This is a genomic window from Acinetobacter sp. GW821-FHT09D10, assembly GCF_059416285.1.
This window is the reverse complement of record NZ_JBWKOW010000008.1, coordinates 127,930-151,910: the sequence shown is the minus strand read 5'-3', so window position 1 is coordinate 151,910 and position 23,981 is coordinate 127,930. Positions and strand designations below refer to the sequence as shown.

Annotated in this window: 23 protein-coding genes; 7 read left to right on the top strand and 16 right to left on the bottom strand. The window is 37.7% G+C overall.

The annotated features are described in order from the left end of the window. Window positions 1-182 precede the first annotated feature (182 nt). The gene (locus AC07M3_RS16690; RefSeq protein ID WP_494567740.1) at window positions 183-863 is read left to right on the top strand and encodes a hypothetical protein; all 681 of its coding nucleotides are present in this window, start codon (window positions 183-185) and stop codon (window positions 861-863) included. Between the two features lie 215 nt (window positions 864-1,078). Here AC07M3_RS16690 and AC07M3_RS16685 read toward each other — a convergent pair whose 3' ends face one another. After that, complete coding sequence (locus AC07M3_RS16685; protein ID WP_494567741.1) at window positions 1,079-1,456, bottom strand: hypothetical protein; 378 nt, start codon at window positions 1,454-1,456, stop codon at window positions 1,079-1,081. 369 nt (window positions 1,457-1,825) lie between these two features. On the opposite strand from AC07M3_RS16685, the gene AC07M3_RS16680 reads away from it, so the two are divergent. After that, the gene (locus tag AC07M3_RS16680; RefSeq protein WP_494567742.1) at window positions 1,826-2,503 is read left to right on the top strand and encodes a DUF421 domain-containing protein; all 678 of its coding nucleotides are present in this window, start codon (window positions 1,826-1,828) and stop codon (window positions 2,501-2,503) included. Between the two features lie 216 nt (window positions 2,504-2,719). Here the strand turns inward: AC07M3_RS16680 and eno are convergent, their stop codons facing one another. From eno to pyrG, 3 genes are all read right to left on the bottom strand, one after another. After that, a complete protein-coding gene (gene eno / locus AC07M3_RS16675; protein ID WP_004643039.1) occupies window positions 2,720-4,009 on the bottom strand; it encodes a phosphopyruvate hydratase in 1,290 nt (429 codons plus the stop codon). A 61-nt stretch (window positions 4,010-4,070) separates the two neighbouring features. Next, entirely contained in the window at window positions 4,071-4,928 is an 858-nt protein-coding gene (kdsA, locus tag AC07M3_RS16670) for a 3-deoxy-8-phosphooctulonate synthase (RefSeq protein WP_003652054.1), read from the bottom strand. 30 nt (window positions 4,929-4,958) lie between these two features. Next, window positions 4,959-6,596 carry a CTP synthase gene (gene pyrG / locus AC07M3_RS16665; RefSeq protein ID WP_045431240.1) on the bottom strand — a complete coding sequence of 546 codons (1,638 nt, stop codon included), beginning with the start codon at window positions 6,594-6,596 and terminating at the stop codon, window positions 4,959-4,961. Window positions 6,597-6,819: 223 nt separating this feature from the next. Between pyrG and AC07M3_RS16660 the strand changes: the two genes are divergently transcribed. Then, the gene (locus AC07M3_RS16660; RefSeq protein WP_375038238.1) at window positions 6,820-7,293 is read left to right on the top strand and encodes an internalin; all 474 of its coding nucleotides are present in this window, start codon (window positions 6,820-6,822) and stop codon (window positions 7,291-7,293) included. 244 nt (window positions 7,294-7,537) lie between these two features. Further along, a complete protein-coding gene (locus AC07M3_RS16655) occupies window positions 7,538-8,383 on the top strand; it encodes a metal-dependent hydrolase (RefSeq protein ID WP_494567743.1) in 846 nt (281 codons plus the stop codon). Between the two features lie 62 nt (window positions 8,384-8,445). Here the strand turns inward: AC07M3_RS16655 and AC07M3_RS16650 are convergent, their stop codons facing one another. The 4 genes from AC07M3_RS16650 to AC07M3_RS16635 all read right to left on the bottom strand — a co-directional run bounded on the left by AC07M3_RS16650 (window position 8,446) and on the right by AC07M3_RS16635 (window position 12,820). After that, window positions 8,446-9,540 (bottom strand): YheT family hydrolase, encoded by a 1,095-nt coding sequence (locus tag AC07M3_RS16650; RefSeq protein ID WP_494567744.1) that lies wholly within the window; start codon window positions 9,538-9,540, stop codon window positions 8,446-8,448. Window positions 9,541-9,559: 19 nt separating this feature from the next. After that, window positions 9,560-10,276 carry an SGNH/GDSL hydrolase family protein gene (locus tag AC07M3_RS16645; protein ID WP_494567745.1) on the bottom strand — a complete coding sequence of 239 codons (717 nt, stop codon included), beginning with the start codon at window positions 10,274-10,276 and terminating at the stop codon, window positions 9,560-9,562. Between the two features lie 41 nt (window positions 10,277-10,317). Further along, the gene (locus AC07M3_RS16640) at window positions 10,318-10,725 is read right to left on the bottom strand and encodes a nuclear transport factor 2 family protein (RefSeq protein ID WP_494567746.1); all 408 of its coding nucleotides are present in this window, start codon (window positions 10,723-10,725) and stop codon (window positions 10,318-10,320) included. A 70-nt stretch (window positions 10,726-10,795) separates the two neighbouring features. Next, window positions 10,796-12,820: a 2,4-dienoyl-CoA reductase FMN-binding domain-containing protein gene (locus tag AC07M3_RS16635; protein ID WP_494567747.1), complete on the bottom strand. Its 2,025-nt coding sequence runs from the start codon at window positions 12,818-12,820 to the stop codon at window positions 10,796-10,798. A gap of 135 nt (window positions 12,821-12,955) precedes the next feature. Here AC07M3_RS16635 and AC07M3_RS16630 point away from each other — a divergent pair, with 135 nt between their 5' ends. Both AC07M3_RS16630 and AC07M3_RS16625 read left to right on the top strand, forming a co-directional pair. Continuing rightward, entirely contained in the window at window positions 12,956-13,516 is a 561-nt protein-coding gene (locus tag AC07M3_RS16630) for a PadR family transcriptional regulator (RefSeq protein ID WP_042896087.1), read from the top strand. A 2-nt stretch (window positions 13,517-13,518) separates the two neighbouring features. Then, window positions 13,519-14,436, top strand: coding sequence for an alpha/beta fold hydrolase (locus AC07M3_RS16625; RefSeq protein ID WP_494567748.1), 918 nt, complete (start codon window positions 13,519-13,521; stop codon window positions 14,434-14,436). Between the two features lie 47 nt (window positions 14,437-14,483). On the opposite strand, the gene AC07M3_RS16620 is transcribed toward AC07M3_RS16625, so the two are convergent. From AC07M3_RS16620 to argC, 6 genes are all read right to left on the bottom strand, one after another. Continuing rightward, window positions 14,484-15,539 carry a 3-deoxy-7-phosphoheptulonate synthase gene (locus AC07M3_RS16620; protein WP_494567749.1) on the bottom strand — a complete coding sequence of 352 codons (1,056 nt, stop codon included), beginning with the start codon at window positions 15,537-15,539 and terminating at the stop codon, window positions 14,484-14,486. Window positions 15,540-15,963: 424 nt separating this feature from the next. Next, complete coding sequence (locus AC07M3_RS16615) at window positions 15,964-16,326, bottom strand: YnfA family protein (protein ID WP_003652074.1); 363 nt, start codon at window positions 16,324-16,326, stop codon at window positions 15,964-15,966. A gap of 3 nt (window positions 16,327-16,329) precedes the next feature. Further along, window positions 16,330-18,606, bottom strand: coding sequence for an ATP-dependent Clp protease ATP-binding subunit ClpA (gene clpA / locus AC07M3_RS16610; RefSeq protein WP_003652076.1), 2,277 nt, complete (start codon window positions 18,604-18,606; stop codon window positions 16,330-16,332). Window positions 18,607-18,615: 9 nt separating this feature from the next. After that, the gene (clpS, locus tag AC07M3_RS16605; RefSeq protein ID WP_002121129.1) at window positions 18,616-19,029 is read right to left on the bottom strand and encodes an ATP-dependent Clp protease adapter ClpS; all 414 of its coding nucleotides are present in this window, start codon (window positions 19,027-19,029) and stop codon (window positions 18,616-18,618) included. Between the two features lie 9 nt (window positions 19,030-19,038). After that, window positions 19,039-19,797, bottom strand: coding sequence for a DUF6776 family protein (locus AC07M3_RS16600; protein WP_307011170.1), 759 nt, complete (start codon window positions 19,795-19,797; stop codon window positions 19,039-19,041). Window positions 19,798-19,872: 75 nt separating this feature from the next. After that, entirely contained in the window at window positions 19,873-20,928 is a 1,056-nt protein-coding gene (argC, locus tag AC07M3_RS16595) for an N-acetyl-gamma-glutamyl-phosphate reductase (RefSeq protein WP_494567750.1), read from the bottom strand. 182 nt (window positions 20,929-21,110) lie between these two features. Between argC and AC07M3_RS16590 the strand changes: the two genes are divergently transcribed. Further along, window positions 21,111-22,619, top strand: a complete 1,509-nt coding sequence (locus AC07M3_RS16590; protein WP_494567751.1) for a hypothetical protein — start codon at window positions 21,111-21,113, stop codon at window positions 22,617-22,619. Here AC07M3_RS16590 and AC07M3_RS16585 read toward each other — a convergent pair. Then, window positions 22,616-23,296 carry a YgjP family zinc-dependent metalloprotease gene (locus AC07M3_RS16585; RefSeq protein ID WP_494567752.1) on the bottom strand — a complete coding sequence of 227 codons (681 nt, stop codon included), beginning with the start codon at window positions 23,294-23,296 and terminating at the stop codon, window positions 22,616-22,618. The two genes, AC07M3_RS16590 and AC07M3_RS16585, sit on opposite strands and share 4 nt — an antisense overlap. Further along, window positions 23,296-23,967: a ribose-5-phosphate isomerase RpiA gene (gene rpiA, locus AC07M3_RS16580; protein WP_003652085.1), complete on the bottom strand. Its 672-nt coding sequence runs from the start codon at window positions 23,965-23,967 to the stop codon at window positions 23,296-23,298. The genes AC07M3_RS16585 and rpiA overlap by 1 nt, the downstream gene beginning before the upstream one ends. Window positions 23,968-23,981 lie beyond the last annotated feature (14 nt).

Genomic DNA, 23,981 nt, shown 5'->3' with positions numbered 1-23,981 from the left:
ATAATGAAACTCAAACTATGATGCTTATATCATTGATTTAAAAAGATATAAAATAACTTTTAAATTAATATTGACTATGGAACTGCTCAAGAACAAGAGAAATAAAAAACTACACAGTATTTTCTTTTATATTTTATTATTCTTCATAAATCTCATAAAAGAGAATAAAGGTATAAACTGTAGTGCATAAAATTTTAGCATTTTCTTTAGCAAGCCTAGGTTTAAGCGCTTGTAATAACCCTACTGATGACAGCCCTTCAAAAATACTTAATATGGAGAGTAATCAGACACAATATACTTTAGCCGCCCCCTATATATTTGAATATAATGATATTGTATATAGTCTAAAAGCTGGACAAGATCCAGATACTGCCCATTTAAAATTTAAAAACTTATTAAAAAAAATTCCCTCTAGCGATAATAATTTAGATATTTTAAGAACCAAACGCAAGGTACTTATTCACTTAGGTTGCCTTAAAGGAGCATATATAGTTACCGAAAAAATTCTAAATAAAACAGATAGTTCACAACTACAAGAGATGCAATGCATTTTCTTAAGAAAAATGAAAAAAGATGCTCATAAAATAAAAGAATGTTATGAAAAAACGGCTCATAGCTATTTAAACGAAATAAATTTAATTCCAAAGGCAGCTGTACGATATCAATATGCATTGTGGGGTCATTATGCAGCAATGTTCCATGCTGGCCATATAGAATATAGAGACAAACTTCAAGAAATTATTGATTATCACAACATTGAGGATCACAAAAAAACATATCAACAAATGTATGAAAATATATTGAATGCCAGTGCTTTTCAAAAACGTTTAGATGCCATTCCGTATAGTCCGAATTGTCAGTAAAGCATATTAATGGATGTTATAAGACACCATCCTCCTCAAAATTTTGACTTGCTCGTAATAGAACCTAAAATAGTTGAGATTAAAAATAAAACATTATAAGCAAAATCTTCTGTATCATCCGTAGCTAAATAAATTTTCCATAATTAATCCTAAACATAGAAAAAATTTTAATAAATTCTATATTTCTAAATATAAAAATTATGAAAAATAAATAATTAATCATCATAGATAAGATCGTTCTCATCAATATTGATATAATCTGGCTGGGGATCTTTATCAAATTGTACAGCACATATTTTAACCTGACCTAAAATTTTTGCTTTTCCCACCCTATGCATGCCATCCATTATTCTCCCCTGTGAACATATTATTATTGGATAAGACAAATCTGCTTCTTGAATTAGTAGCATATGATTAATAATATCTTGAGTAGTAGGATGAGAATCTGGATACCAATATGGTTCATTTAATTCTTTTATTTCTGATAGTAAAATTTCTTTTACTTTAAAGTTTCTAGTTAAAGCTATTAAATTATCTACATCCCAAATATAAGTATCATTTTCATTTTTTCTAAAATGATATTGCTTTCTCATGATATAAAGTTCCTCATAAAATCCAAAAAATATTAAAACATATCATATATCTATTAATATTAGAGATTGTAAAAATGAAGTACCGTAATTCCTAGCCAATATAGAAAAAGACATTTAACACTAAAATTCTAATAAATACCACTTTCATCCTATTTGACAACTTCAACAATCATTCTGTCTTGCTATTTATCTAAAATTAAAACCCACGCTATATGTTTATTCTAATACATAGATTGAAAAATAAAATTTATACAGAATCACAGAGAGTTTGAACTTTTAACCAATAACTACTTAAAAAGTATATTTTTTCTATTTTCAATTTGTTAAGAATCTTATAAAGACTTCATCCACCTATTAAAAGGAGAAAAAATGGATTTTTTTAATATTTTCATAGGTGACACCACATGGACCTTTATTTTGGAAATTTTGGTCCGATGCTTCCTCATGTTTATCATTATTATTAGTTTTTTAAGACTATCAGGTAAGCGTGGTGTTCGCCAACTTTCCCTTTTTGAACTCGCAATTATTTTATGTTTAGGCTCGGCTGCTGGTGATCCAATGTTTAACAAGGACTTACCTATTACCCATGCTTTAGTCGTATTTATCGTTATTCTTTTTCTCTATCGCCTAGTAACTTGGGCCATGGTGAAGCATAAGAAAATTGAAGATTTATTAGAAGGAAAAGCACTTTGCGTGGTCAAAGATGGACTTTTAGTCTACAAAGATTTCCAGAAACAATCATATTCACATGATGAGTTTTTCTCAGAGATGCGCCAACAAAATGTTGAACATTTAGGTCAAGTGAGAACAGCTTTACTGGAGTCCGACGGTATCCTTAGCTTACTGTACTATGAAGATGAAGAAGTAAAATGGGGATTACCACTATTCCCTGATGCTTATTGCAAAGCTGAAGTACTTAAAATCAATACTTTTTATTCATGCATGAAATGTGGTGAAACTAAAATTCTAAGTAAAATTGATCAAGAGTGTTCTCGTTGCAAACATCATAGTTGGGCCGAGTCTTTAAAAACCCGTCGACTAGGATAATAAAAAGAATTAAGTATTATAAATGTCAGATATGAGGCTTTTGAAAAGGCTGTAAGCTAGAGTTTTGCATTTTTGAGATATAACAAAAATAATCACTATAAAATCAGAAAACAACTTATTTTTTATGAATTAAAAAAGGTGCCATTTCCTATTAAAAATAGAGAAATAGCACCCTAAAAATGTTAAAAAAACTAATTTTAACTTTTTATTTAAAGATTAGTTTAAACCTTTAAACTCAGCTTTACCGCGGTAAGCAGCTTTAGTCAACTCTTCAATACGAAGTAATTGGTTGTACTTAGAAACACGGTCAGAACGGCAAAGTGAACCAGTCTTAATTTGGCCAGCCGCTGTACCTACTGCCAAGTCAGCAATAGTTGAATCTTCTGTTTCACCAGAACGGTGAGAAATTACAGTCGTATAACCATTTTCTTTAGCAAGATAGATTGCATCCAAAGTTTCAGTCAACGTACCAATTTGGTTGTACTTGATTAAGATAGAGTTACCTACTTTCTCATTAATACCACGTTGAAGGATTTTCGGGTTTGTAACGAACAAGTCATCACCTACCAATTGGATTTTATCGCCAAGGATAGACGTCAAGTAAGACCAGCCTTCCCAATCTGATTCATCTAAACCATCTTCAATTGAGATAATTGGATATTGGTTTACAAGACCCGCTAAATAGTCAGAGAACTGGTTGCTTGTGAATGCTTTATTGCCTTCACCTGCAAGGATGTATTGACCATTTTTGTAGAATTCTGAAGATGCACAATCAAGTGCCAACATAATGTCAGAACCAGCTTTGTAACCAGTTTGACCAATAGCTTCAAGAATAACAGTGATTGCTTCTTCGTTTGAACGCAAGTTTGGTGCAAAACCACCTTCATCACCTACAGCAGTGTTTAAACCTTTTTTGTTTAAAACTGATTTTAGTGAATGGAAGATTTCAGCACCAGCACGTAATGCTTCAGCAAATGAAGTGAAGCCTACTGGCTCAATCATAAACTCTTGAATATCAACGTTGTTGTCTGCATGCGAACCACCATTGATGATGTTCATCATTGGTACAGGCATAGTCAAAATCGTTTGACCACGTAAGTCAGCGATGTATTGGAAAAGAGGAATTTTCTTTTCATCAGCAGCAGCGCGTGCAGCAGCTAATGACACAGCCAAAGTTGCATTTGCACCCAATTTTTCTTTGTTTTCAGTACCATCAAGTTCGATCATCGTATTATCGATGTCTTTTTGTTCAAATACTGATTTGCCCACTAAAGCGTCACGGATAATCGTGTTTACGTTGTTAACCGCAGTTTTAACGCCTTTACCTAAGTAACGTGATTTATCACCGTCACGTAGTTCTAAAGCTTCACGAGAACCAGTTGAAGCACCAGATGGTGCACATGCACGACCAACAACCCCAGATTCTAAAATTACGTCTGCTTCGATGGTTGGGTTACCACGAGAGTCCAAAATTTCACGTGCACGGATGTCAACGATTTGGCTCATGAACAATTCCTCTGTTGAATGAATATGAGCTGCGATTAAAGCAGCGTAAGTGAGTAAAAACTCAATGGGTGTCTAACTTTTTGAATCCTTTAACCAAAGTATCCAATTCTTTTATTTGTGCCAAGAATGGCTCAAGCTGTGACATACGTAACGCACAAGGTCCATCGCATTTTGCATGTTCTGGGTCTGGATGACCTTCCAAGAACAGCCCAGCCAAGCCTGTTGCCATTCCAGCGCGTGCTAAAGTTGTAATTTGAGCACGACGACCACCTGCCGAGTCAGCACGACCACCAGGAGTTTGCAACGCATGTGTTACATCAAAGAAAACAGGAACATTCATTTCTTTCATGATGTCAAAGCCAAGCATGTCTACAACAAGGTTGTTATAGCCAAATGCTGAACCACGTTCACAAAGAATAAGTTTATCGTTTCCTGCTTCTAAACATTTATTCAGGATATGACGCATTTCATGAGGTGCCAAAAACTGAGCTTTCTTAATGTTAATAATAGCTTGTGTTTTTGCCATCGCTTCAACAAGATCCGTTTGGCGACTTAAGAAAGCCGGTAACTGAATAATATCAGCTACTTCTGCAACTGCTTCAGCTTGGTGTGGTTCATGAACATCAGTAATGATAGGCACATTAAAATGTTTTTTAATATCGCCTAACCATTCAATACCTTTTTCAAGTCCAGGACCGCGGAACGAATGCAGACTAGAACGATTTGCTTTATCGAAACTCGCTTTAAATACATAAGGAATATCTAAGCGTTTGCAAATATCAACATAAGTTTCTGCAATTTCGAAAGCTAAATCTTTTGATTCAAGTACGTTCATTCCGCCAAATAATACAAATGGCAAATGATTTGCCATTTGTATATCGCCTAAACGTACAACTTCTTGTGGTTTTAATTGTGACATTTAAACTTTCCCAGTTTATTTAAAATCGCATTATTTACTTTTTTGATGCTGTGTTTTCGCAGCGTCAATAAAACTAGCAAATAATGGATGTCCATCACGTGGTGAACTTGTAAATTCCGGGTGGAATTGTACAGCAATAAACCAAGGATGTTCAGGAATTTCTACAGTTTCAACCAAATGTTGTGCTGAAGAATAGCCAGAAATCTTCATACCAGCTTGTTCAATCGCCTCAATGAAACGGTTGTTCATTTCATAACGGTGACGGTGACGCTCAGTAATTTCTGCTTTACCATAGACTTCACGTGTTTTTGTGCCTTCAACCAATTCAGATTTTTGTGCACCTAAACGCATAGTTCCGCCTAAGTCAGACTCTACGCTGCGTTGTTGTAACTCGCCACGCTCATCTAACCATTCGGTAATTAAACCAATCAATGGATACTTTGTAGAACGGTTAAACTCTGTAGAAGATGCTTCTGGCATAGCTGCAACATGACGCGCATATTCGATTACAGCCAATTGCATACCTAAACAAATACCCAAGAATGGAATTTTGTTTTCACGTGCATATTGAATAGCTTTCATTTTGCCTTCAGTACCACGCTCACCAAAGCCACCTGGGACTAAAATTGCGTCAGCTGTTTGCAAAATAGAAACGTCTTGGCTTTCAAGTTCTTCAGCATTGACATAGTCAATCTGTACTTTCACACGGTTTTTGATGCCTGCATGTAACAATGCTTCATTCACAGATTTATAAGCATCTGGTAATTCAACATATTTACCAACCATAGCTACACGTAAAGTGTATTCTGGGTTAAGTAATGCTTCGACTACATTGTCCCAATCTTCTAGATTTGCTTCTGGAAGATCATTAAACCCAAAACGTTCACAAATGAGATCATCTACATTTTGCTCATAGAATGTACGTGGAATTTGATAAATCGTTTTCGCATCTTTACATACCACAACGGCACGCGCTTCCACGTTAGTGAACAATGCAATTTTACGTTTCGTATCAACATCTACATCATATTCAGTACGGCAGATTAAGATATCTGGCTGAATACCAATTGAAAGTAACTCTTTCACTGAATGTTGAGTTGGCTTGGTTTTTAACTCAGCCGCAGATTTGATATATGGTAACAATGTTAAATGCATCAGCATGGTACGTTTATGACCAAGCTCAACCATTAACTGACGGACTGATTCCATAAATGGAAGTGATTCGATATCACCGACCGTACCACCAATCTCAACGATTGCAACGTCGTAACCTTCACCGGCGCGAAGTACACGTTCTTTAATGTTGTCAGTAATATGTGGAATAACTTGAACCGTACCACCTAAGTAGTCACCACGACGTTCTTTATTTAGAACATCTTGATATACACGACCACTGGTAAAGTTATTCAATTTGGTCATTTTCGCACGACGTAAGAAACGTTCGTAATAACCCAAGTCTAGATCAGTTTCGGCACCATCCTCTGTGACAAAAACTTCACCATGTTGGAAAGGACTCATTGTCCCCGGATCGACATTAATGTAAGGATCCATTTTAACCATTGTGACTTTTAAGCCACGGGCTTCCAAAAGTGCAGCAACTGAAGCAGCAGAAATACCTTTACCTAGCGATGAAACCACACCACCAGTAACAAAAATAAAATGGGTCATTAAGTTTCTCGTACAATCAAGCCGAAATCGGCCTACAATGTTGGGCAATTTTACTGTACTCTGCCCCTATAAAGCAAAGTCAAACCGCACCAATTCAAAGATCATTAAACAACTGGCTATTCTATCAGCATTTTTAATAAAAAATTAGGTCAATCTCACATGATTTTTTCATTCTCTTTTGCTGTTATAATGCCAACTCCTCAATTAAATGTTGTTTAGGGCAATGGCAAATAAAAAACTTTTAATCTGTGCTGCAATTGCGGCTGGACTATTGTTAACCGCATGCGTCAAAAAAGAAACACCTGAAGAAGAGCAAGAAAAGGTTGAAACTGCTGTTTCAGAACCTAAACCTGCTGAACCTGCAAAATTTGAGTCTTTAGAAAGTGTTAAAACTGAAGAAGCTCAAACTCAGGAACCAACGCAAGTTGAAGTTCATCACGAGGAAACCGCGAATACTACAACTGTAATTCGCAGTGAAACTCGCCCTGCCCAATCTGAGCAAAATTCACAAACAACTGTTTCTGAACAACCTAAAGCAGAGCCGAAGCCTAAGCCAGAACCTAAACCTGAGCCAAAAGCAGAACCGAAGCCTGAAAAAGCTCAGTCAAAACCAGCTAAGCCAGCAGAACCATCTCAAACTGAAGATGATGCTGTTGCCGCTGCGATTGCTGCTGCTACACCAGCGCTTAAAAACTAAGTTCCCGTATGAATATGCCCAAATTGAACAGTTGATTTGGGCTTTTTAAATATTATTAAAATTATCAATTCAATAATCAGTTCTACCTTTCTCTTTCTAATTTATCTTTAAAGTTTTCCTAGATATCAATTTAGGACAATCTACTTATTCCCCCTGAAAAAGCATTGACGTTACTCACGCTGAGATGTAGCTTTTTATCAAGTTCCTTTTTGGAACCTTAATTAAAAGAAGATTGGAGCTTAAAATGACTACTGTATCAAATCGCGTACCCGCCTCATTTCCAGTCCGTCGTATGGACTACAATTTTGAAAATACTCCTCGTTATTGGTGCAACAACGAGCCATCTTTTACCCATTATTTTACGGGTTTATCTACTTTGTTTCCTGAAGGTGAATCATATTTTGTTCGTTCAGTTCGAGCTTTACGTGCCAAAGCAAAGTCAAATGAAATTTTAGATCGCGAAATCAGTGCTTTTATCGGTCAAGAAGCAATGCACTCTAAAGAACATCATGCTTTTCATGTGAGTGCACAGCAATATGGTTTAGATCCCGAATCTTTAGAAAAAGTAACTGGCATCGTTTTAAAAAGTATTGAAAAAGTTTTTAGTAAGAAATGGAATTTGCTTGTAACAGTTGGCTTAGAGCACTATACCGCGGTACTTGTAGTTAGCATGATGCAATCTGTTAATGAACTCATGACAGACTCAACTATCCGTAATTTATGGCTATGGCACAGTATTGAAGAAACCGAACATAAAGCTGTTGCCTTTGATCTTTATCAGCATTTGTATGGAAATGGGCTAAGTGCGTATCTTCCTCGTGTGACCGTCTTCACTTTAAGCCTATTTCTAATTACTGGCTTCTCAACAATTTATCAATTCGTCCTTATGAAACGTGATAATCAACTTCTCAATTTTACGTCTTGGCGTAAGTTTCTTGGTTTTATGGGAACACAATATAGAATTTTAACTCCGAAATTTTTTGATTATTATCGCTTTGACTTTCATCCAAACCAAACCGATGAAAAAGACCTCGTTGCTAGTACTAAAATCAAAATTGGACTGAAAGATCCCAAATTGCTTTTATCTTGACCTGATAAATCATAAAGCCCATTCAATAGATGGGCTTTATTTAACCAATCACAGCAACGCAGTTATTGCTTATGATCAACCATAAAATAATTTGACATTAATTTGGCAGCCCAAGAGGTACTTTTCCAACCTTCGTAAAAGCCACAATGACTTCCCTTTTTAGTGGTTACAACTGCAATATTACTCATTTGCTGGATGGTTTCTTTATAAGGTTCTAAATTTTTAATAGAACATACTGGATCATCTTCAGCATTAAGAATCATTAATGGAATTTTGACATTTTCAAATACATAAATTGGATTAATTGCCTGACAATAACTTTGATAATCCTGAAAGCCAGCCATTTCAAAGTATTCTTTTTCAAACTCTTCCAGACTAGTCGTCGCTAGAACTTTTTCTAAAGAAGAAATCTGGTTCCAAGTACTTTGATAAGGGTGAATAAAATATTTGAATAACTTTTTAGTCATCATTTTGCTATAGAACGGATGAACATTTTTAAAGCCAATCTCAGTGTTATAGCCTGGACACATTGCAAAAGCAGCTTTAAATGGTGTGTCAGTGCCTTGCTCTCCCAAATAACGAACGAGTAAGCCAGTGCCTGCCGAAGAACCCACTGCATACAAATCTGATTCAGGAAACAAATTTTGAATATGCGTAAGCTGCTCTTTAAGGTCACTTGTTGATCCAAAAAGAGAAATCTGTGGTACAGGCATTGGTAAACCAGCATGCCCACGGCGTAAGCAAAGCGCTATTCTCCACCCAGTATAATGATGTAAATCTTTCACCAATTCACGCATACTTTCAGGGGTTCCTGTAATGGTATGCATAATGACAACTGTAGGAGTAGTTTTTGGAAGATTATATCCATACCATGCGATCGCAGTTACACCACCATCTTTCATGGTGAGCTGATCAATACGATCATATTCAAGCTTGATGGTTTTTTTTCTAATAATATCAAAATATAAAAGATGAACATGATTGTTACTTAACCATGGCGTAGGACGATATTTTTGCTTAAGTTGGGGCAATTTATCCAAAACATCTTTAATTTTCCCTTGTGGGTCATAATAGACTTTTGGCTGTTCAGCACCGAGTACCGAATCAAACAATTCTGAACCGAAAGCTTTAATTTTATTTAAAGTAGATATGCCCATATCCAATCACGACCTCTGATTATGAGTTAAATGATTGCCGCACTAATGCTGCAACCTGCTGCCCCCAAATTGCATAAATTTCTTTGCTTGGATGAAAACCATCACTTGCCATAGGCAAATTCATCGCTTGAAAACTTTCAATATCATATTGAATGAATCTAAATTGGTTTTGTGATTCTAACCATTTATATAATACCTGATTCATTTGCTCTGCATATTTTCCAAACAACCAAGCCAATGGATTCGGCAAAGCTGGAAAATGTTGCATTGGCGGCACACCAGATACGATAATGAGTTTAGGTTGAAAACGCTTCTGTATTTGCTGAAATAATTGCTTTTGTTGTTTTAACCATAGATTTGCTGAGGTTAGTTTTGTCACATCATTAACACCGATAGACGTGACAACAACATCATAATTTTGCTGCTCTAAATGCTGTAGAGCTTGAAAAACCTGCTGGGTTGTATTGCCTGTTTTTGCATGAAGTTTCCAGCATAAAGAATACTCATCTTGCAACTCAGAAATAATTGCACCAGATAAAGCATCTTTTTGAGTCTCAACTCCAACACCTGCCGCTGCAGAATCACCTAAAATAAGCAATGACAAAGGTCTTCCGTGTCCGCACAGACCTTCACGCTCGCCAATGGCCTCTAATAGACGTGGTGTATTCTTACGAACCTTTGCCCCTTGTATAAATAATACAGGCAATAAGACTAATGTTGAAAGTTTTAACCACATTCTAATGACCTCAACAATATTACTTAGGCTATTTTCTAAAATTATTGCGGTTGAAACTTGGCAATTCTTATACCCATTTGTTCAGCCAGCGCAGCTAATCCACTCATTGGACGAATCATTACTTCAAAATCAATAATTTTGCCTTGCTCATTAAAACGTATCATATCAATACCTTTTAATGACTTGCCGCTTACATTTGCACTGAACTCAAGTACCACATTTTCGCCATCTTCCGTATAAAACTCACGATGATAAGTAAAGTCTTGGAATACCTGAATAACATTGCTCAGAATGAAGAAAACGACTTGCTTTCCTTCATAAGGTTTATGGGCAACAGGCGAACGGAAAACAACTTCATCTGCCAGCAAATCATTTAGATCGGACAAGTTACCTGCCTGAATCATGTGATGCCATTTTTCTAAAGAATGTTTTGTTGTTTCAAGTGCCATTATTATTTTTCCTTTAATTTACTTAATGAAATTATGGGCATTTCCTTTTGAAAGAAATGCCCATATAGATTTATAGTGTCGCTGCTAACTCAGCACCTTGTCGTATAGCGCGTTTTGCATCTAATTCACCGGCTTCTTTAGCTCCACCAATTAAATGAACATTTTTTCCGTCTTCTTTTAATTGTTCATACATTGCTGTAAAGGATTCTTGACCAGCACAAATCACCACATGATCAACTTCAAGTACACTCGGTTTTCCATCTACTGTTATATGAAGACCTTGATCATCAACTTTGTCGTATTGAACCCCACCAAGCATTTTGACTTGACGATTTTTTAGACCTGTACGGTGAATCCAGCCAGTAGTTTTACCTAAACCAGCCCCTACAGCAGCAGCTTTACGTTGCAGTAAATAAATTTCTCGTTCCGAATCTTCAACTTTTGGCTGTTTTAACCCGCCAACATGCTCATATTGAGTATCAATTCCCCATTCAGCATAGAACTTTTCTGGGTTTAAGCTGCCACTTTCACCTTCGTGAGTAAGATATTCCGCCGTATCAAAACCAATACCACCCGCCCCAATAATAGCTACACGCTGCCCCACAGGCACACGTTCTCTTAGAACTTGTAAGTAGCTCAGTACTTTAGGATGATCAATGCCTTCAAATTGTAATTGACGAGGAGTTACACCTGTTGCAACTACAATTTCATCAAAATTTGCTTGGCTCAACTCTTCATAAGTTGCTTTATGATTTAATACAAGCTCAATATTTGGTCGCAATTCAATTTGACGGCCAAAGTAGCGTAAGGTTTCATAAAACTCTTCTTTTCCAGGAACAGTCTTTGCAATATTAAACTGACCACCAATTTGATGACTTGCCTCAAAAACTTTGACTTTATGCCCGCGATCAGCTGCATATACTGCAAAACTTAAACCTGCCGGACCCGCACCAATAACAGCAATATTCTTTTGAATCTGTGCTTCTTTAAAGATAAGTTCAGTTTCATAACATGCACGAGGGTTCACTAAACACGTTGCGATTTTCATTGAAAAAATGTGATCTAAACACGCTTGGTTACACCCAATACACGTATTAATTTCATCGCTTCGACCTTGACTTGCTTTTAAAACAAACTCAGCATCGGCTAGCATTGGACGTGCCATGGACACCATATCGGCATGACCCGAAGCCAATACGTGTTCAGCCATTTCTGGGGTATTAATTCGGTTGGAAGTAATCAAAGGAATAGATACTTCACCTTTGAGTTTTTCTGTGACCCAAGTGAAAGCAGCACGAGGTACTTTCGTTGCAATGGTTGGAATACGAGCTTCATGCCAACCAATGCCTGTATTAATAATTGTTGCGCCTGCTTTTTCAATTTCTTTTGCAAGCTGAATCACTTCATCAAAACTTGAACCACCTTCCACTAAATCAAGCATCGATAGACGATAAATAATAATAAAATTTTCACCAACCAAAGCACGCGTACGTTTTACAATTTCAATGGGGAAACGAATACGATTTTCGTAACTACCCCCCCATTCATCATCACGATGGTTAGTACGTGCAGCAATAAACTCATTAATTAAATAACCTTCAGAGCCCATGATTTCTACACCATCATAACCTGCATACTGAGCAAGTTTGGCGCAGTTTGCAAAATCATCAATGGTCTGTTGTACTTCGGCAGAACTTAAAGCTTTAGGCTTAATCGGGTTAATTGGTGCTTGAATTGCTGAAGGTGCAACGTTATTTGCCTGATAAGAATAACGCCCTGTATGTAAAATCTGCATAGCAATTTTCCCCCCAGCATCATGCACAGCTTGGGTAATCACTTTATGTTTTTCAGCTTCTTCAACTGTATCGAGCTTGGTACCGTGGCTAAATACAACACCATCATCATTCGGAGAAACACCGCCAGTTACGATCAATCCAACATCACCTTTTGCGCGCTCAGCATAAAATGCTGCCATACGCTCATATCCCTGCGGTGCTTCTTCTAACCCAATATGCATAGACCCCATAAGCACACGGTTTTTTAAAGTAGTAAAGCCTAAATCAAGTGGCTTTAATAAATGTGGATAAGCTGACATATTTTCTCCTTTGGCTAGCAATTAGCTTGCTAATGCAACTTGTTGCATTAATTTATAATCAAATTTTGACTTTTATGCAACATGTTGCATAATCTCATCAGTCACACTTTACTTTTGCTTACAAACCGGATTGCTATGTCACTTCCTCATGTTTTACTGACCAGCTTGCTTGAACGACCAAGCACAGGGTTCGAACTTGCCCGCCGCTTTGATCGTTCAATCGGTTTTTTCTGGAATGCCACCCATCAGCAAATTTATCGTGAACTCAACCACATGCTCAAAAAAGGTTGGGTTTCAACGTTAGAAAATGAAATGGAAAATAGTCGAAAAAAGACCTATCAAGTTGAACAACTGGGACGTATTGAGCTAGCTTCATGGATGACGCAACAAAGTGAACCTGCGCAGCTTCGAGATGATTTAATGGTTAGATTGCGTGCTGAAGCACAATTGAGCAATAATCAGATATTACCTGAACTGTTACGACACCTTGGTCTACATCAGGAAAAGCTGAAACTTTATCAAAGTATTTATGACAAAGATTTTAAAGATAGCAATGATCTAAATGACCGTGTGTTATACATCCATAAAATGATCTTAGAACTTGGAATTACAATGGAAAGTGAATGGATCAAATGGTTGGAACAAGTCATCCCTCAATTAAAACGCTTTGCCCAAGATAGCGTATCCGGAGAATAGCCATGCCATATTACACCATGCCCGATCAGGAAAATTTATTTGTACGTCGTGTTGGTCGTGGTGAACCAGTTTTGGTTTTATCTGGTCTTGGTATGCAAAGTTGGCAATGGCTCCCTTTTATTTATGCAAACCGTAAAGATTATGAGTTTATTATTCCAGATTGGCGTGGGTTTGGCGGTTCAAAAAATTGTGCAATCCCTGAGCAAGATGCAATATCAAGCCATTGGCAAGACGTTGCTCATTTAATAGAACAATTAAAACTCGATAATTTTATCTTGATGGGTTATTCGATGGGTGCCACAACGGCCATGCATGGTATGAAACATGCTCATCTCGCACAGCAACTAAAAGCATATTTACATATCGACCAAACACCTAAAATATCTGTCGATTCAACATGGGAGTATGGTTTATTTGGTTCTCATCATACTCAGTTCAAACAATTACTAAATGATATCTATCAATTATTATCAAAGCACAAAAATTCCAAATATCTTTATGAATTATCGCCTCCAGATCGACAGGAATTGGTTCGCCTTTGGGTAGATTTTATTGATTTACAAAGTAGCAATCCATTTAGCCCTTTAGTTTTTAAAACAGCGCTAAAACAACCGTTTCTACAAAAATATTTATTACCTATTCAGCGTTTAGATTATTTATTTTGGTATGTGGAAAATTATCTTTATCACAATGAAGATTATCGTGAAGCTATCCAGCAATTAGAGTGCCCAACCACTTTCTTTATTGGTCGTAATTCGACGCTTTATCCAGAAACTGGGCAGACACTTATTGCACAGAGTATCGAACATGCAAAAGCAATATATTTTGAGCGCTCAGGCCATACACCTTTATTGACCGAGCCGAAAAAATTTGGGCATGAAATCACAACATTCTTATCAGAATTAAAATATGCTTCTTAAAAAATAAAGGGATCTGTTCGCAGATCCCTTTTTAAATGTGTAAATCATTAAGCAGAATGAGCTAACTCTTTCACTTTTAATTGCTCAGAAACACTTAACAAAAGTTGCTCGGTTTTTTCCCATCCTAAACAACCATCAGTTACTGACTGTCCATAAGTCATATCACAAGAAATCTTCTGGCTACCATCAACCAAATGACTTTCAATCATGACACCCTTTACTTGTGTTTTTAAACGTTCAGCAACGATTTGCTGTAAAACTTCTGGCTGACGTAACGGATCTTTACTGCTATTACCATGACTACAGTCAATCACCAATGCAGGAAGATTTTGTTTGTGTTTTTCTCGTATTGCCTGAATTGAAGCTAAATCATAATTTGGTCCATGATTCGCTCCACGCAAAATCAAGTGCGGTAATAGGTTGCCGGCACTCTGAATCACTGAAGGTAAACCTTGCTGATTCATTCCTAGAAATTGATGTTCATTTTGTGCTGACTGAATCGCATCTAATGCAATCTGAATTGAGCCATCAGTACCATTCTTGAAACCAATACTGTATGGCATGTGGCTTGAGATTTCACGATGAATTTGAGACTCACTTGTACGAGCACCAATTGCCCCCCAAGCCAATAAATCATCAAAATAACCAGTTGCCATTGGACTTAAAATTTCACTCGCAATTGGCAAACCCTTTTCAATAATTTGTAAGTAAAGTTCGCGAGACTTCTCTAAACCAAGTTGTAAATTTGATGAACCATCTAAATTTGGATCATACATAAAACCCTTCCAACCAACAGTTGTACGCGGTTTTTCAATGTATGCACGCATCACGATAAAAATTTGATCTTTTACTTTTTCTTGTAATTTTTGCAATCTTTCAGCGTATTCAAGTACTGCAACCGGATCATGAATGGAACAAGGCCCTGTAATTACCATTAACCGATGATCTTTGCCGATAAGAATATTTTGAATAGTTTGACGGTGTTCGGCAATTTGACGCACGAAACCGTGTGCAAGCGGATATTTTGCTTTTAACTGGACAGGTAAACTAACTGGAGTTTCTTTTGTATTGCTTTGTGTTAATAAAGTATTTAGGGCATTCATTGGTTTTTCCTTGGGACTGCAATCTATTCAGTCCGATCATTTATTTGAGCGTTTTGGATCTATTCGTTGGTAAAGGCAAGCAAAAGTAAAACCAATAAAAGTTGCTAAAGTATGAATAAGTCATGTTGTTCATTTTAAGTTCCTCGATTCAAAAAGATAAAGCATAAAAAAACCTGATCGGGGTTGCCGATCAGGTATTAACTGTGATGGGCAACTTTCTCATGCCCGAATACGCTCAGGCAACTATCTAAATTGCCAAAAATAATAATATGCGTTAGTGTTCACAGATAGATTTAACATCTTTATCTCAAATATAAAAAAATGTTCCTTAAATCTAAAATACGCATTGTTGAGGGCTTTGACAAGTCTTTTTTTTGAAAAAAACCTCTTATTTTCACGCTTAAGATTTGATTCACTCATTGTCTTAACGAATCAGCCCTTGAGGTTGCAAAATAATTAAGCCAGCTCCACAAAGCACTATTAGACCACCTAATATATCCCATCTTGTTAATCCGACCTGATCAACAAAGCGCAGCCACATTAACGCAGTAAAAATATAAATACCGCCATATGCAGCATAAATGCGCCCTGAAGCCGCCGGATGTAGGGTCAGCAGCCATACAAAGACAGCCAAACTTAAAACTGTAGGTAACCACAGCCAAGCCGACTTACCTTCTCTTAAAATCAGATAAGGGAAATAACAACCCAGAATTTCAGCAATTGCTGTAATAATAAATAACCCGAATACACTCAGTATTCGGGTTATAGCAAGACTATCAATTAACATGAGTTATGCTGGTTCTGCCGTATGATGATCTTCAAACACTTCAAGCTTTAAGCCGACAGCTTTGCCATCTTCATTTTTCACTGATACAGCCACATTACCACCATGATCTGCCAGTTCACCAAACAAAATCATTTCAGCTAATGGTTTCTTCAAGTGTTCTTGAATGAGGCGTTGCATTGGACGTGCACCCATCAAACGGTCATAACCGTTTGTTGCCAACCAATCACGAGCACTTTGATCGACATCAAGTACAACTTGTTTGTCATCCAGTTGAGCTTGTAACTCTGTCAAGAATTTATCAACCACAGACTCAATAACAGTTGTTGGTAATGACTTGAATTGAATAACACTATCTAGACGGTTACGAAACTCTGGTGAGAAAGCACGTTTCATTGCTTCTTGGTTATCAGAACTATGATCTTGTTCAGTAAAACCGATACTCGCGCGAGAAATACTCTCTGCTCCCACATTCGTAGTCAGGACAATAATAACGTTTCTAAAGTCTGACTTACGTCCGTTGTTATCCGTTAAAGCACCATGATCCATGATTTGCAGCAAGAGATTGAACACATCAGGATGTGCTTTCTCAATTTCATCTAGCAACAAAACACAGTGTGGGTTCTTATGGATCGCATCAGTTAACAGCCCACCTTGGTCATAACCCACATAACCCGGAGGTGCACCAATCAAACGTGAAACTGCATGACGTTCCATATATTCAGACATATCGAAACGCACCAGCTCCACACCTAACAACTTCGCCAGTTGTTTAGTGACTTCAGTTTTACCCACACCTGTTGGGCCAGCAAAAACAAAACTACCTACTGGCTTATCTGGTGATTTCAATCCAGCACGAGATAACTTGATCGCTGAACCTAAAGCAGTAATCGCCTCGTCTTGACCAAACACAACACGTTTTAAATCACGCTCAAGATTTTCAAGCACTGACTTATCATCTTTAGAAACAGTTTTAGGCGGAATACGAGCGATCTTAGAAACGATATCTTCGATATTCTCTACAGTAATCAAACTATCATCACTTTCAGCCTTCAAACGACGCTGAGCACCAGCTTCGTCAATCACATCAATTGCCTTATCTGGCAAGAAACGATCATTAATGAATTTAGCAGAAAGCTCTACAGCTGATACCAATGCTTTATCGTCATATTGTACGTGGTGAAAATCTTCAAATTTAGATTTTAAGCCACGTAAAATATCAATTGTTTCAGAAATACTTGGCTCATTGACATCAATTTTCTGGAAACGACGTGATAACGCATGGTCTTTTTCAAAAACCTGACGATATTCTTGGAACGTCGTTGAACCGATACAACGCAAAGTACCATTTGCCAAAGCTGGCTTGATGAGATTCGAAGCATCCATTGTACTGCCCATACTCGAGCCCGCACCAATGATCATGTGAATTTCATCAATGAATAAAATCGCATTGGGATTTTTCTTCAAAGCATTAAGCAATTGTTTCAAACGTTTTTCAAAGTCACCACGATATTTGGTCCCAGCAACTAATGCACCAATATCTAAACTATAAACTTCAGCCTGACTCAAAGGTTTAGGCGCCTTACCATTCACAATTAACCATGCCAAACCTTCAGCAATCGAGGTTTTACCAACGCCCGGATCACCTACCAGTAATGGATTATTTTTGCGACGGCGGCACAGAATTTGGGCTGTACGCTCAATTTCTTTTTCACGACCAATAAGTGGATCAGTTTTGCCTTTTTGCGCTTCAACATTTAAGTTCAGCGTATAAAGCTCTAATGGCCCTGCATTGCCCGTACTCGTTTCACCCTCAATATCTTCAACTTCTTCTTCAACTTGCACTTCATCTTTACGTGTCCCATGAGACAAGTATTGAGTCAATGTCAATCGATTGATTTGATGACGTTTAAGCAAATACACAGCAAAAGAATCACGCTCTGAATACATTGCGACCAAAACATCTGCACCCTCAACAGTACGATCGCCACCACTTGATTGCACATGGAAAATAGCACGTTGCAAAATGCGGTCAAAACTTTCTGTTGGATGAGGCGCCTGCTCGCTATTTTCGCCAAGCTTAGGAGTATGTTGTTCTACATATTCTTCTAATTCTTTACGTAAAGAAACTATATCAGCCCCACATGCTTTTAATGCATTCACGGCCGAATCGTTGTCGAGTAGTGCTAATAATAAGTGTTCAACTGTAAGAAACTCATGTCTCTTTTGACGAGCCATGCTAACAGCCAAACGTAATGATACTTCTAATTGACGACTGAGCATGTAACCCCCTTATGCTTTAGGCTCAATCTGGCAAAGTAATGGATGACCTTGCGATCGAGCGTAATTATTAACAAGGTTTGCTTTGGTTTCCGCGATGTCTCTTGGATATACCCCAGCAATACCTTTACCTTCATAGTGTACTGTTAGCATTACTTGAGTTGCTTGGTCAAGATTCATTGCAAAGTATTGTTGTAAAATTTCAATTACAAAGTCCATTGGCGTGTAATCGTCATTCATTAAGACGACTGCATATAACGGCGGACGCTTGAGTTCAGGAGGTGCTGTTTGTACAACAACCTCTCCGTCATGATCTTCGTTTTGCGAATCACTTAAGCGTGGATGGAAGTGCCAATCGACATAACCAGACTGCTGAAAAGAAGCCTTGATATCTTTTAAGTTTGTTTGACGCTTATTTGTTCGCATAGGATGTTACTATTGTGAATTTGCTTCAGCTTGAGGAATTTCTGCCACGAAAGCAGAAGATGTTTCGACAGGTTTACCGCGCTGCCAACTAAAACGTTTAATAACTGGTGTATCAGAACCGCCTGTTAAACGTACCTCAATAAATTGAGGTGTAAAACCTTTAGGCATCGTCCAACGACCTGTTAAGCGCTCGAAGTCAGTAAAGTTAAAGCTTTTAGCTTCAAGTGGTACAACTAAAACTTCTGTATCTTTAATGAGCCTTATCTCAATCGATCCTGAAGCACGGCGCTTACTTGGGCTTACCTGTACTAAATCTAACTGATATTCATAAGCATTTTCAGGCAGAGGTTTGATCGCCAAATTTTGAATCGTTAAGCTTAGACCACCGCGCTGCCTCAAGATATCACGGTAGATATTACTCATACCTTCTTGCTGCGTTTTATCAGCATTGGCCTGATTAAGGGCTTCAAACAGATCATTTGCATTTGTTACAGCAACATCACGCTCTTGTACCGCAGCATTCAGGCTTTTATTAACCGCATCTAAAGCTGTTTTTTGCTTTTGCACCACTTCAACCAATTGCTCTGCATCTGCATCGTAACCTACAACAGTTAGACCTTGACGGTGACCAATTGTGTAGCCGAGCGCAAGACAACCACTCATTAAAATAGCCGCACCAATAAACAAAGGTTTATTGGTATTTAAAAATTTTTTCTTTTGCAACGAACTTTCTGCTGAAGTCGTCTGTCCAGAGTTTTGCATCGTCATCTCAGTGTTTAAGATCAGAGTCAAGACACACATTTAAATCGAAATTTAAATGTGTGTGAAGCAAAAAAGAGTTTTTTATGGTAATAAACCAATCCCTTGTAAGCCTTCATCTTCATCAAAGCCGAACATAAGGTTCATATTTTGTACAGCTTGACCAGATGCACCCTTCACAAGGTTATCTTGTACCGCAAGAATAATAAGTTTATTCGGCTGCGGCTTATATAAAGCAATACGAAGCTCATTCGCACCGCGCACACTACGTGTTTCAGGCGAACTGTTAGCAGGCATCACATCAACAAATTTTTCATTTGCATAAAAGTGCTCATACAATGCCTGAATATCAGTTTGTTTTCCAGTTTCTGTCAAATCGACATAAATTGTGCTGAGCATACCGCGAATCATTGGAACTAAATGAGGAACAAACAGGAGCCCTTCAAAACCACCTTTTTGTCCAGCAATATTTTCTAATGCTTCAACAATTTCTGGATGGTGACGGTGACCAGCAACTCCATAGGCCTTGAAGTTATCAGCATTTTCAGTATAGATCATGCCTAAGCTTGCTTTACGGCCTGCTCCTGAAACGCCTGACTTCGCATCAATAATAATATTTTTTGTTTCAATCAATGCTTGTGCTGATTTCAAAAGTGGAGCCAAACCCAATTGAACGGTAGTCGGGTAGCAACCAGGGTTACCAATCACTTGCGCCTGTTTAATTTTTTCGCGGTTTAGTTCAGCCAAACCATATACTGAGTTTTCCAGAACTTCTGGGCAAGCATGCTCCATGCCATACCACTTCTCAAACTGCTCAAGATTTTGCAAACGGAAATCAGCTGCTAAATCAATAACTTTAGTGTCAGCTGCAATCAATTCTTTTGCATGCTGCATAGCAACACCGTGAGGAGTCGCAAAAAATACAACATCACACTTTTTTAAATCATCAATATTTAAATCTGAAAATTGAAGATCAGTATGTCCACGTAAATTAGGGAACATATCTGCAACTGGTTTGCCCGCTTCTGTACGTGAAGTAAGAACTCGAACCTGCGCTTTAGGATGTCGTAATAAAATACGTAATAGTTCAACGCCTGTATAACCCGTTCCACCAACAATTCCGACAGAAATCACGTGCATTACCTCAATTTTTGAATCTATACTTGCGCAGTAGTATGACAGGATGTCCAAGCTTACAAAACCATTTCATGCTTGGTAATTTTAATTTTTTTAATTTTAGCGACAATTAGATAGCACTTATTGAACTGTCATAACTAAACAAATATCAGCAAATAAATACCAGATTTAATTGGAGAGCTAGGATGCTTCATCAATCAAAAGAAACAAAATTACACACTTACCTTGGCTTGAGCACATTAATTTTAAGTGCTGCCCTTGTAGGTTGCGGAGGTGGAGGCAGTAGTAGTGGCAACTCACCAAGCACTCCAACACCCGTTGATCCTACTCCAGAGGCAACGACTGATGTTACGCTTAAATCTCCTGTAGAAATGCGTAACATCCAACTAAAAGTATATGACAACACCACTAACTCTGTTTTATTAGATACTTCAATTGCAAGTTTAAACAGCTTTAATGTCAAAATTCCTACCGCTAAATTGAATCGTTTATATCGTGTAGAAATTACGGCTCAAAATTCATCCCAAGTATTTGATCCCATTGCTTTAACATACCAAAATTTCTCTGGTATTTATCATGCGTTTATTACACCGAACAGTCTAAGTGGCAGAACCCTATCCATAAGTCCAAGTAGTGAAGCTATTTATCAACGCGCTGTTATACGCTCAGGACAACTCCCTCAAGAAACAATTGACCCCACCCGCATTGAGCAATTGCATGTGGATTTAGCTTCTCAAGACGTTTATAGATCTCTTCTTAATGCATTCAAAGATGCCGACATTCCAAGTTTAAGTCCAGCCAACTCCCTCATGCAGTACTCCTCTACAAAACCTAGCACATATGTAGATAGTTATCTTAGCTTTGGCTACTTACAATATTGGTCAACTTTTCATGGTGGAACAACCACATACCAACAGCTCATTAAAAGTTTGGCAACCGATTTAAAAGATGGCTTTTTAGATGGAAAAAAACTTCATGGGGATCAAACGACCTTTACCCCTATTTTCACATCTGCTCCAAATAATATTGATCCAGTTAAAAATACATTGTTAGATATCGCAGCTAATCAAAAAGCTACACGCGATAATTTTGCAACCAATCTAAGACTATCTACCTTAGAATTAGCTAAGACTAATTCACAGGAGTTATTGGATCAAACAGGCTATAATCTACTCGACAAGAAACTATATTCAGGGGTCGTACCTGTTGGAAATACGACTGACTTTTTCCGCATAGATGGTGCTGGTGATTATCGTCGCGCTGTAGGTTTTAGCGGTATTACAGCGACTTGTAACGGTTCTGCATATCCTTGTAAACAAGGTTTGACTAGCATTAATCTGTCCGACCCCAAACTACCAGCTACAGACTATTTAGTAGGTCACTATGAAGACACTGCAACAGGTTGCCAACTTAATTTCCGTGCGAATGGTCAAATCGAACTTATTAAAGGATCACAGACTTATCGCTCTGCTTTAAGTGCGGATAGTACAGATAATTTATTGCAAACAGATGCTGCAAGCTTAAGTTATTTACTCAACTCAAGTTCAGCCGAACCAAATAACTCAACGCAGCAATACAACTTTATACAATTATCGATTAAAGCAAATAAAATCGTGAGTGCCAAAGCAGGTCTAGATAGCCGAAAAGCACCAGATAACTTACAAACACCACAATTAGAATGTAGTTTTAGTTAATTTGAGACATACCACCATGCAGGCAATGGATTTGATTTAAGTTGTCTGCGGTGTCTTTGAAAATATGGATCGTATTTTTCAACTTCTGCCCAAAAGGCAGGGCTATGATCAAAATGTTTAGTATGAGCTAACTCATGAATAGCGACATAGCGAGCAATCTCATGTGGCATGAGCACCAAACCTGCATGTAGCATAATATTATGCTGACTACTACAGCTTCCCCAACGAGTTTTGGGACGGCGGATTGAACATTCGCTGTAATTTAGACGAGTTTGCTCACTCAGGTCTTTTAAAAGCTTGGGTAATTCTTGTTTTGCATAAGAAATTACTGCACTTTGTAATGCCAAATATGGCTGCGTATCTTTAATAAATAGACAGCTATTTTCCCAATCAAATTGGAAAACACGATGCTGCTTTTGAACAACGACCTGAAACGGTTGGTCTTTATTAAAAAAATAAATTTCTGAAGGAATTTCAAGTGAACTAGATTGAACATGTTGTTGCTTATTCCACGTTTCGATCAACCATTGCTCAGATTGTGCTAAAAAAAGCCGAATTTGATTCTTACTGCAAAACAAAGGAACTGTCAGGCGTATTGAAGCTGGCTCGACACGTAAGCGCAATTTTCTTGCCCTTACGTGTCGAACAATTTTAATTTCTGGCATTTTTGCAGACATTACTGTGCTGTGCGCTCTTCAATACCATTATTTGTTGCAACAATTGCAATCGTTGCTGGGTTTAAAGCGAAAATACCATTAGTCACAACACCTGGAATGTTATTAATGGTTTTTTCTACATCAATCGCATTTAAAATATTAAGATTAAATACATCCAAAATCACATTACCGTTATCTGTTACGACCCCTTCGCGATAAACCGGATCACCACCTAAAGCGACTAGTTTACGAGCAACTGCCGAACGAGCCATTGGAATAACTTCTACAGGAAGTGGAAAATCACGGCCAAGTTGATCAACCCACTTTGAATCATCAACAATACATACGAATTTCTTTGCAATTGAAGCAACAATTTTTTCACGTGTTAATGCAGCACCGCCGCCTTTAATCATATGCATATGACGGTCAATCTCATCTGCACCATCAACATAGGCATCTAAACCACCAACATGGTTCATGTCTACAACTTCGATACCTAATTTTTTAAGGCGATCGGCAGTTGCTTGAGAACTTGCCACAGCAGCTTCTAATTGCAATTCAGGCAATAAATCAATTAGAAAGTTTACTGTACTTCCAGTCCCAACCCCCAAAATGCCACCTTTGGGTAAGTGTTTTAAAGCAGCTTTCGCAGCAGCTTGTTTCTTTTCATCTTGGGTTGCGTATAGACTCATGACATCACTCAACT

Bases quoted from the DNA above. Each gene is read 5' to 3' on its own strand.
- AC07M3_RS16625 (WP_494567748.1), top strand. From the start codon at position 13,519: ATGCCATATTACACCATGCCCGATCAGGAAAATTTATTTGTACGTCGT.
- AC07M3_RS16620 (WP_494567749.1), bottom strand. From the start codon at position 15,539: ATGAATGCCCTAAATACTTTATTAACACAAAGCAATACAAAAGAAACT.
- AC07M3_RS16660 (WP_375038238.1), top strand. From the start codon at position 6,820: ATGGCAAATAAAAAACTTTTAATCTGTGCTGCAATTGCGGCTGGACTA.
- AC07M3_RS16615 (WP_003652074.1), bottom strand. From the start codon at position 16,326: ATGTTAATTGATAGTCTTGCTATAACCCGAATACTGAGTGTATTCGGG.
- pyrG (WP_045431240.1), bottom strand. From the start codon at position 6,596: ATGACCCATTTTATTTTTGTTACTGGTGGTGTGGTTTCATCGCTAGGT.
- AC07M3_RS16630 (WP_042896087.1), top strand. From the start codon at position 12,956: ATGTCACTTCCTCATGTTTTACTGACCAGCTTGCTTGAACGACCAAGC.
- AC07M3_RS16635 (WP_494567747.1), bottom strand. From the start codon at position 12,820: ATGTCAGCTTATCCACATTTATTAAAGCCACTTGATTTAGGCTTTACT.
- AC07M3_RS16680 (WP_494567742.1), top strand. From the start codon at position 1,826: ATGGATTTTTTTAATATTTTCATAGGTGACACCACATGGACCTTTATT.
- argC (WP_494567750.1), bottom strand. From the start codon at position 20,928: ATGCACGTGATTTCTGTCGGAATTGTTGGTGGAACGGGTTATACAGGC.
- AC07M3_RS16590 (WP_494567751.1), top strand. From the start codon at position 21,111: ATGCTTCATCAATCAAAAGAAACAAAATTACACACTTACCTTGGCTTG.
- eno (WP_004643039.1), bottom strand. From the start codon at position 4,009: ATGAGCCAAATCGTTGACATCCGTGCACGTGAAATTTTGGACTCTCGT.
- AC07M3_RS16655 (WP_494567743.1), top strand. From the start codon at position 7,538: ATGACTACTGTATCAAATCGCGTACCCGCCTCATTTCCAGTCCGTCGT.
- clpS (WP_002121129.1), bottom strand. From the start codon at position 19,029: ATGCGAACAAATAAGCGTCAAACAAACTTAAAAGATATCAAGGCTTCT.
- clpA (WP_003652076.1), bottom strand. From the start codon at position 18,606: ATGCTCAGTCGTCAATTAGAAGTATCATTACGTTTGGCTGTTAGCATG.
- kdsA (WP_003652054.1), bottom strand. From the start codon at position 4,928: ATGTCACAATTAAAACCACAAGAAGTTGTACGTTTAGGCGATATACAA.
- AC07M3_RS16685 (WP_494567741.1), bottom strand. From the start codon at position 1,456: ATGAGAAAGCAATATCATTTTAGAAAAAATGAAAATGATACTTATATT.
- AC07M3_RS16585 (WP_494567752.1), bottom strand. From the start codon at position 23,296: ATGTCTGCAAAAATGCCAGAAATTAAAATTGTTCGACACGTAAGGGCA.
- AC07M3_RS16650 (WP_494567744.1), bottom strand. From the start codon at position 9,540: ATGGGCATATCTACTTTAAATAAAATTAAAGCTTTCGGTTCAGAATTG.
- AC07M3_RS16645 (WP_494567745.1), bottom strand. From the start codon at position 10,276: ATGTGGTTAAAACTTTCAACATTAGTCTTATTGCCTGTATTATTTATA.
- rpiA (WP_003652085.1), bottom strand. From the start codon at position 23,967: ATGAGTCTATACGCAACCCAAGATGAAAAGAAACAAGCTGCTGCGAAA.
- AC07M3_RS16640 (WP_494567746.1), bottom strand. From the start codon at position 10,725: ATGGCACTTGAAACAACAAAACATTCTTTAGAAAAATGGCATCACATG.
- AC07M3_RS16600 (WP_307011170.1), bottom strand. From the start codon at position 19,797: ATGACGATGCAAAACTCTGGACAGACGACTTCAGCAGAAAGTTCGTTG.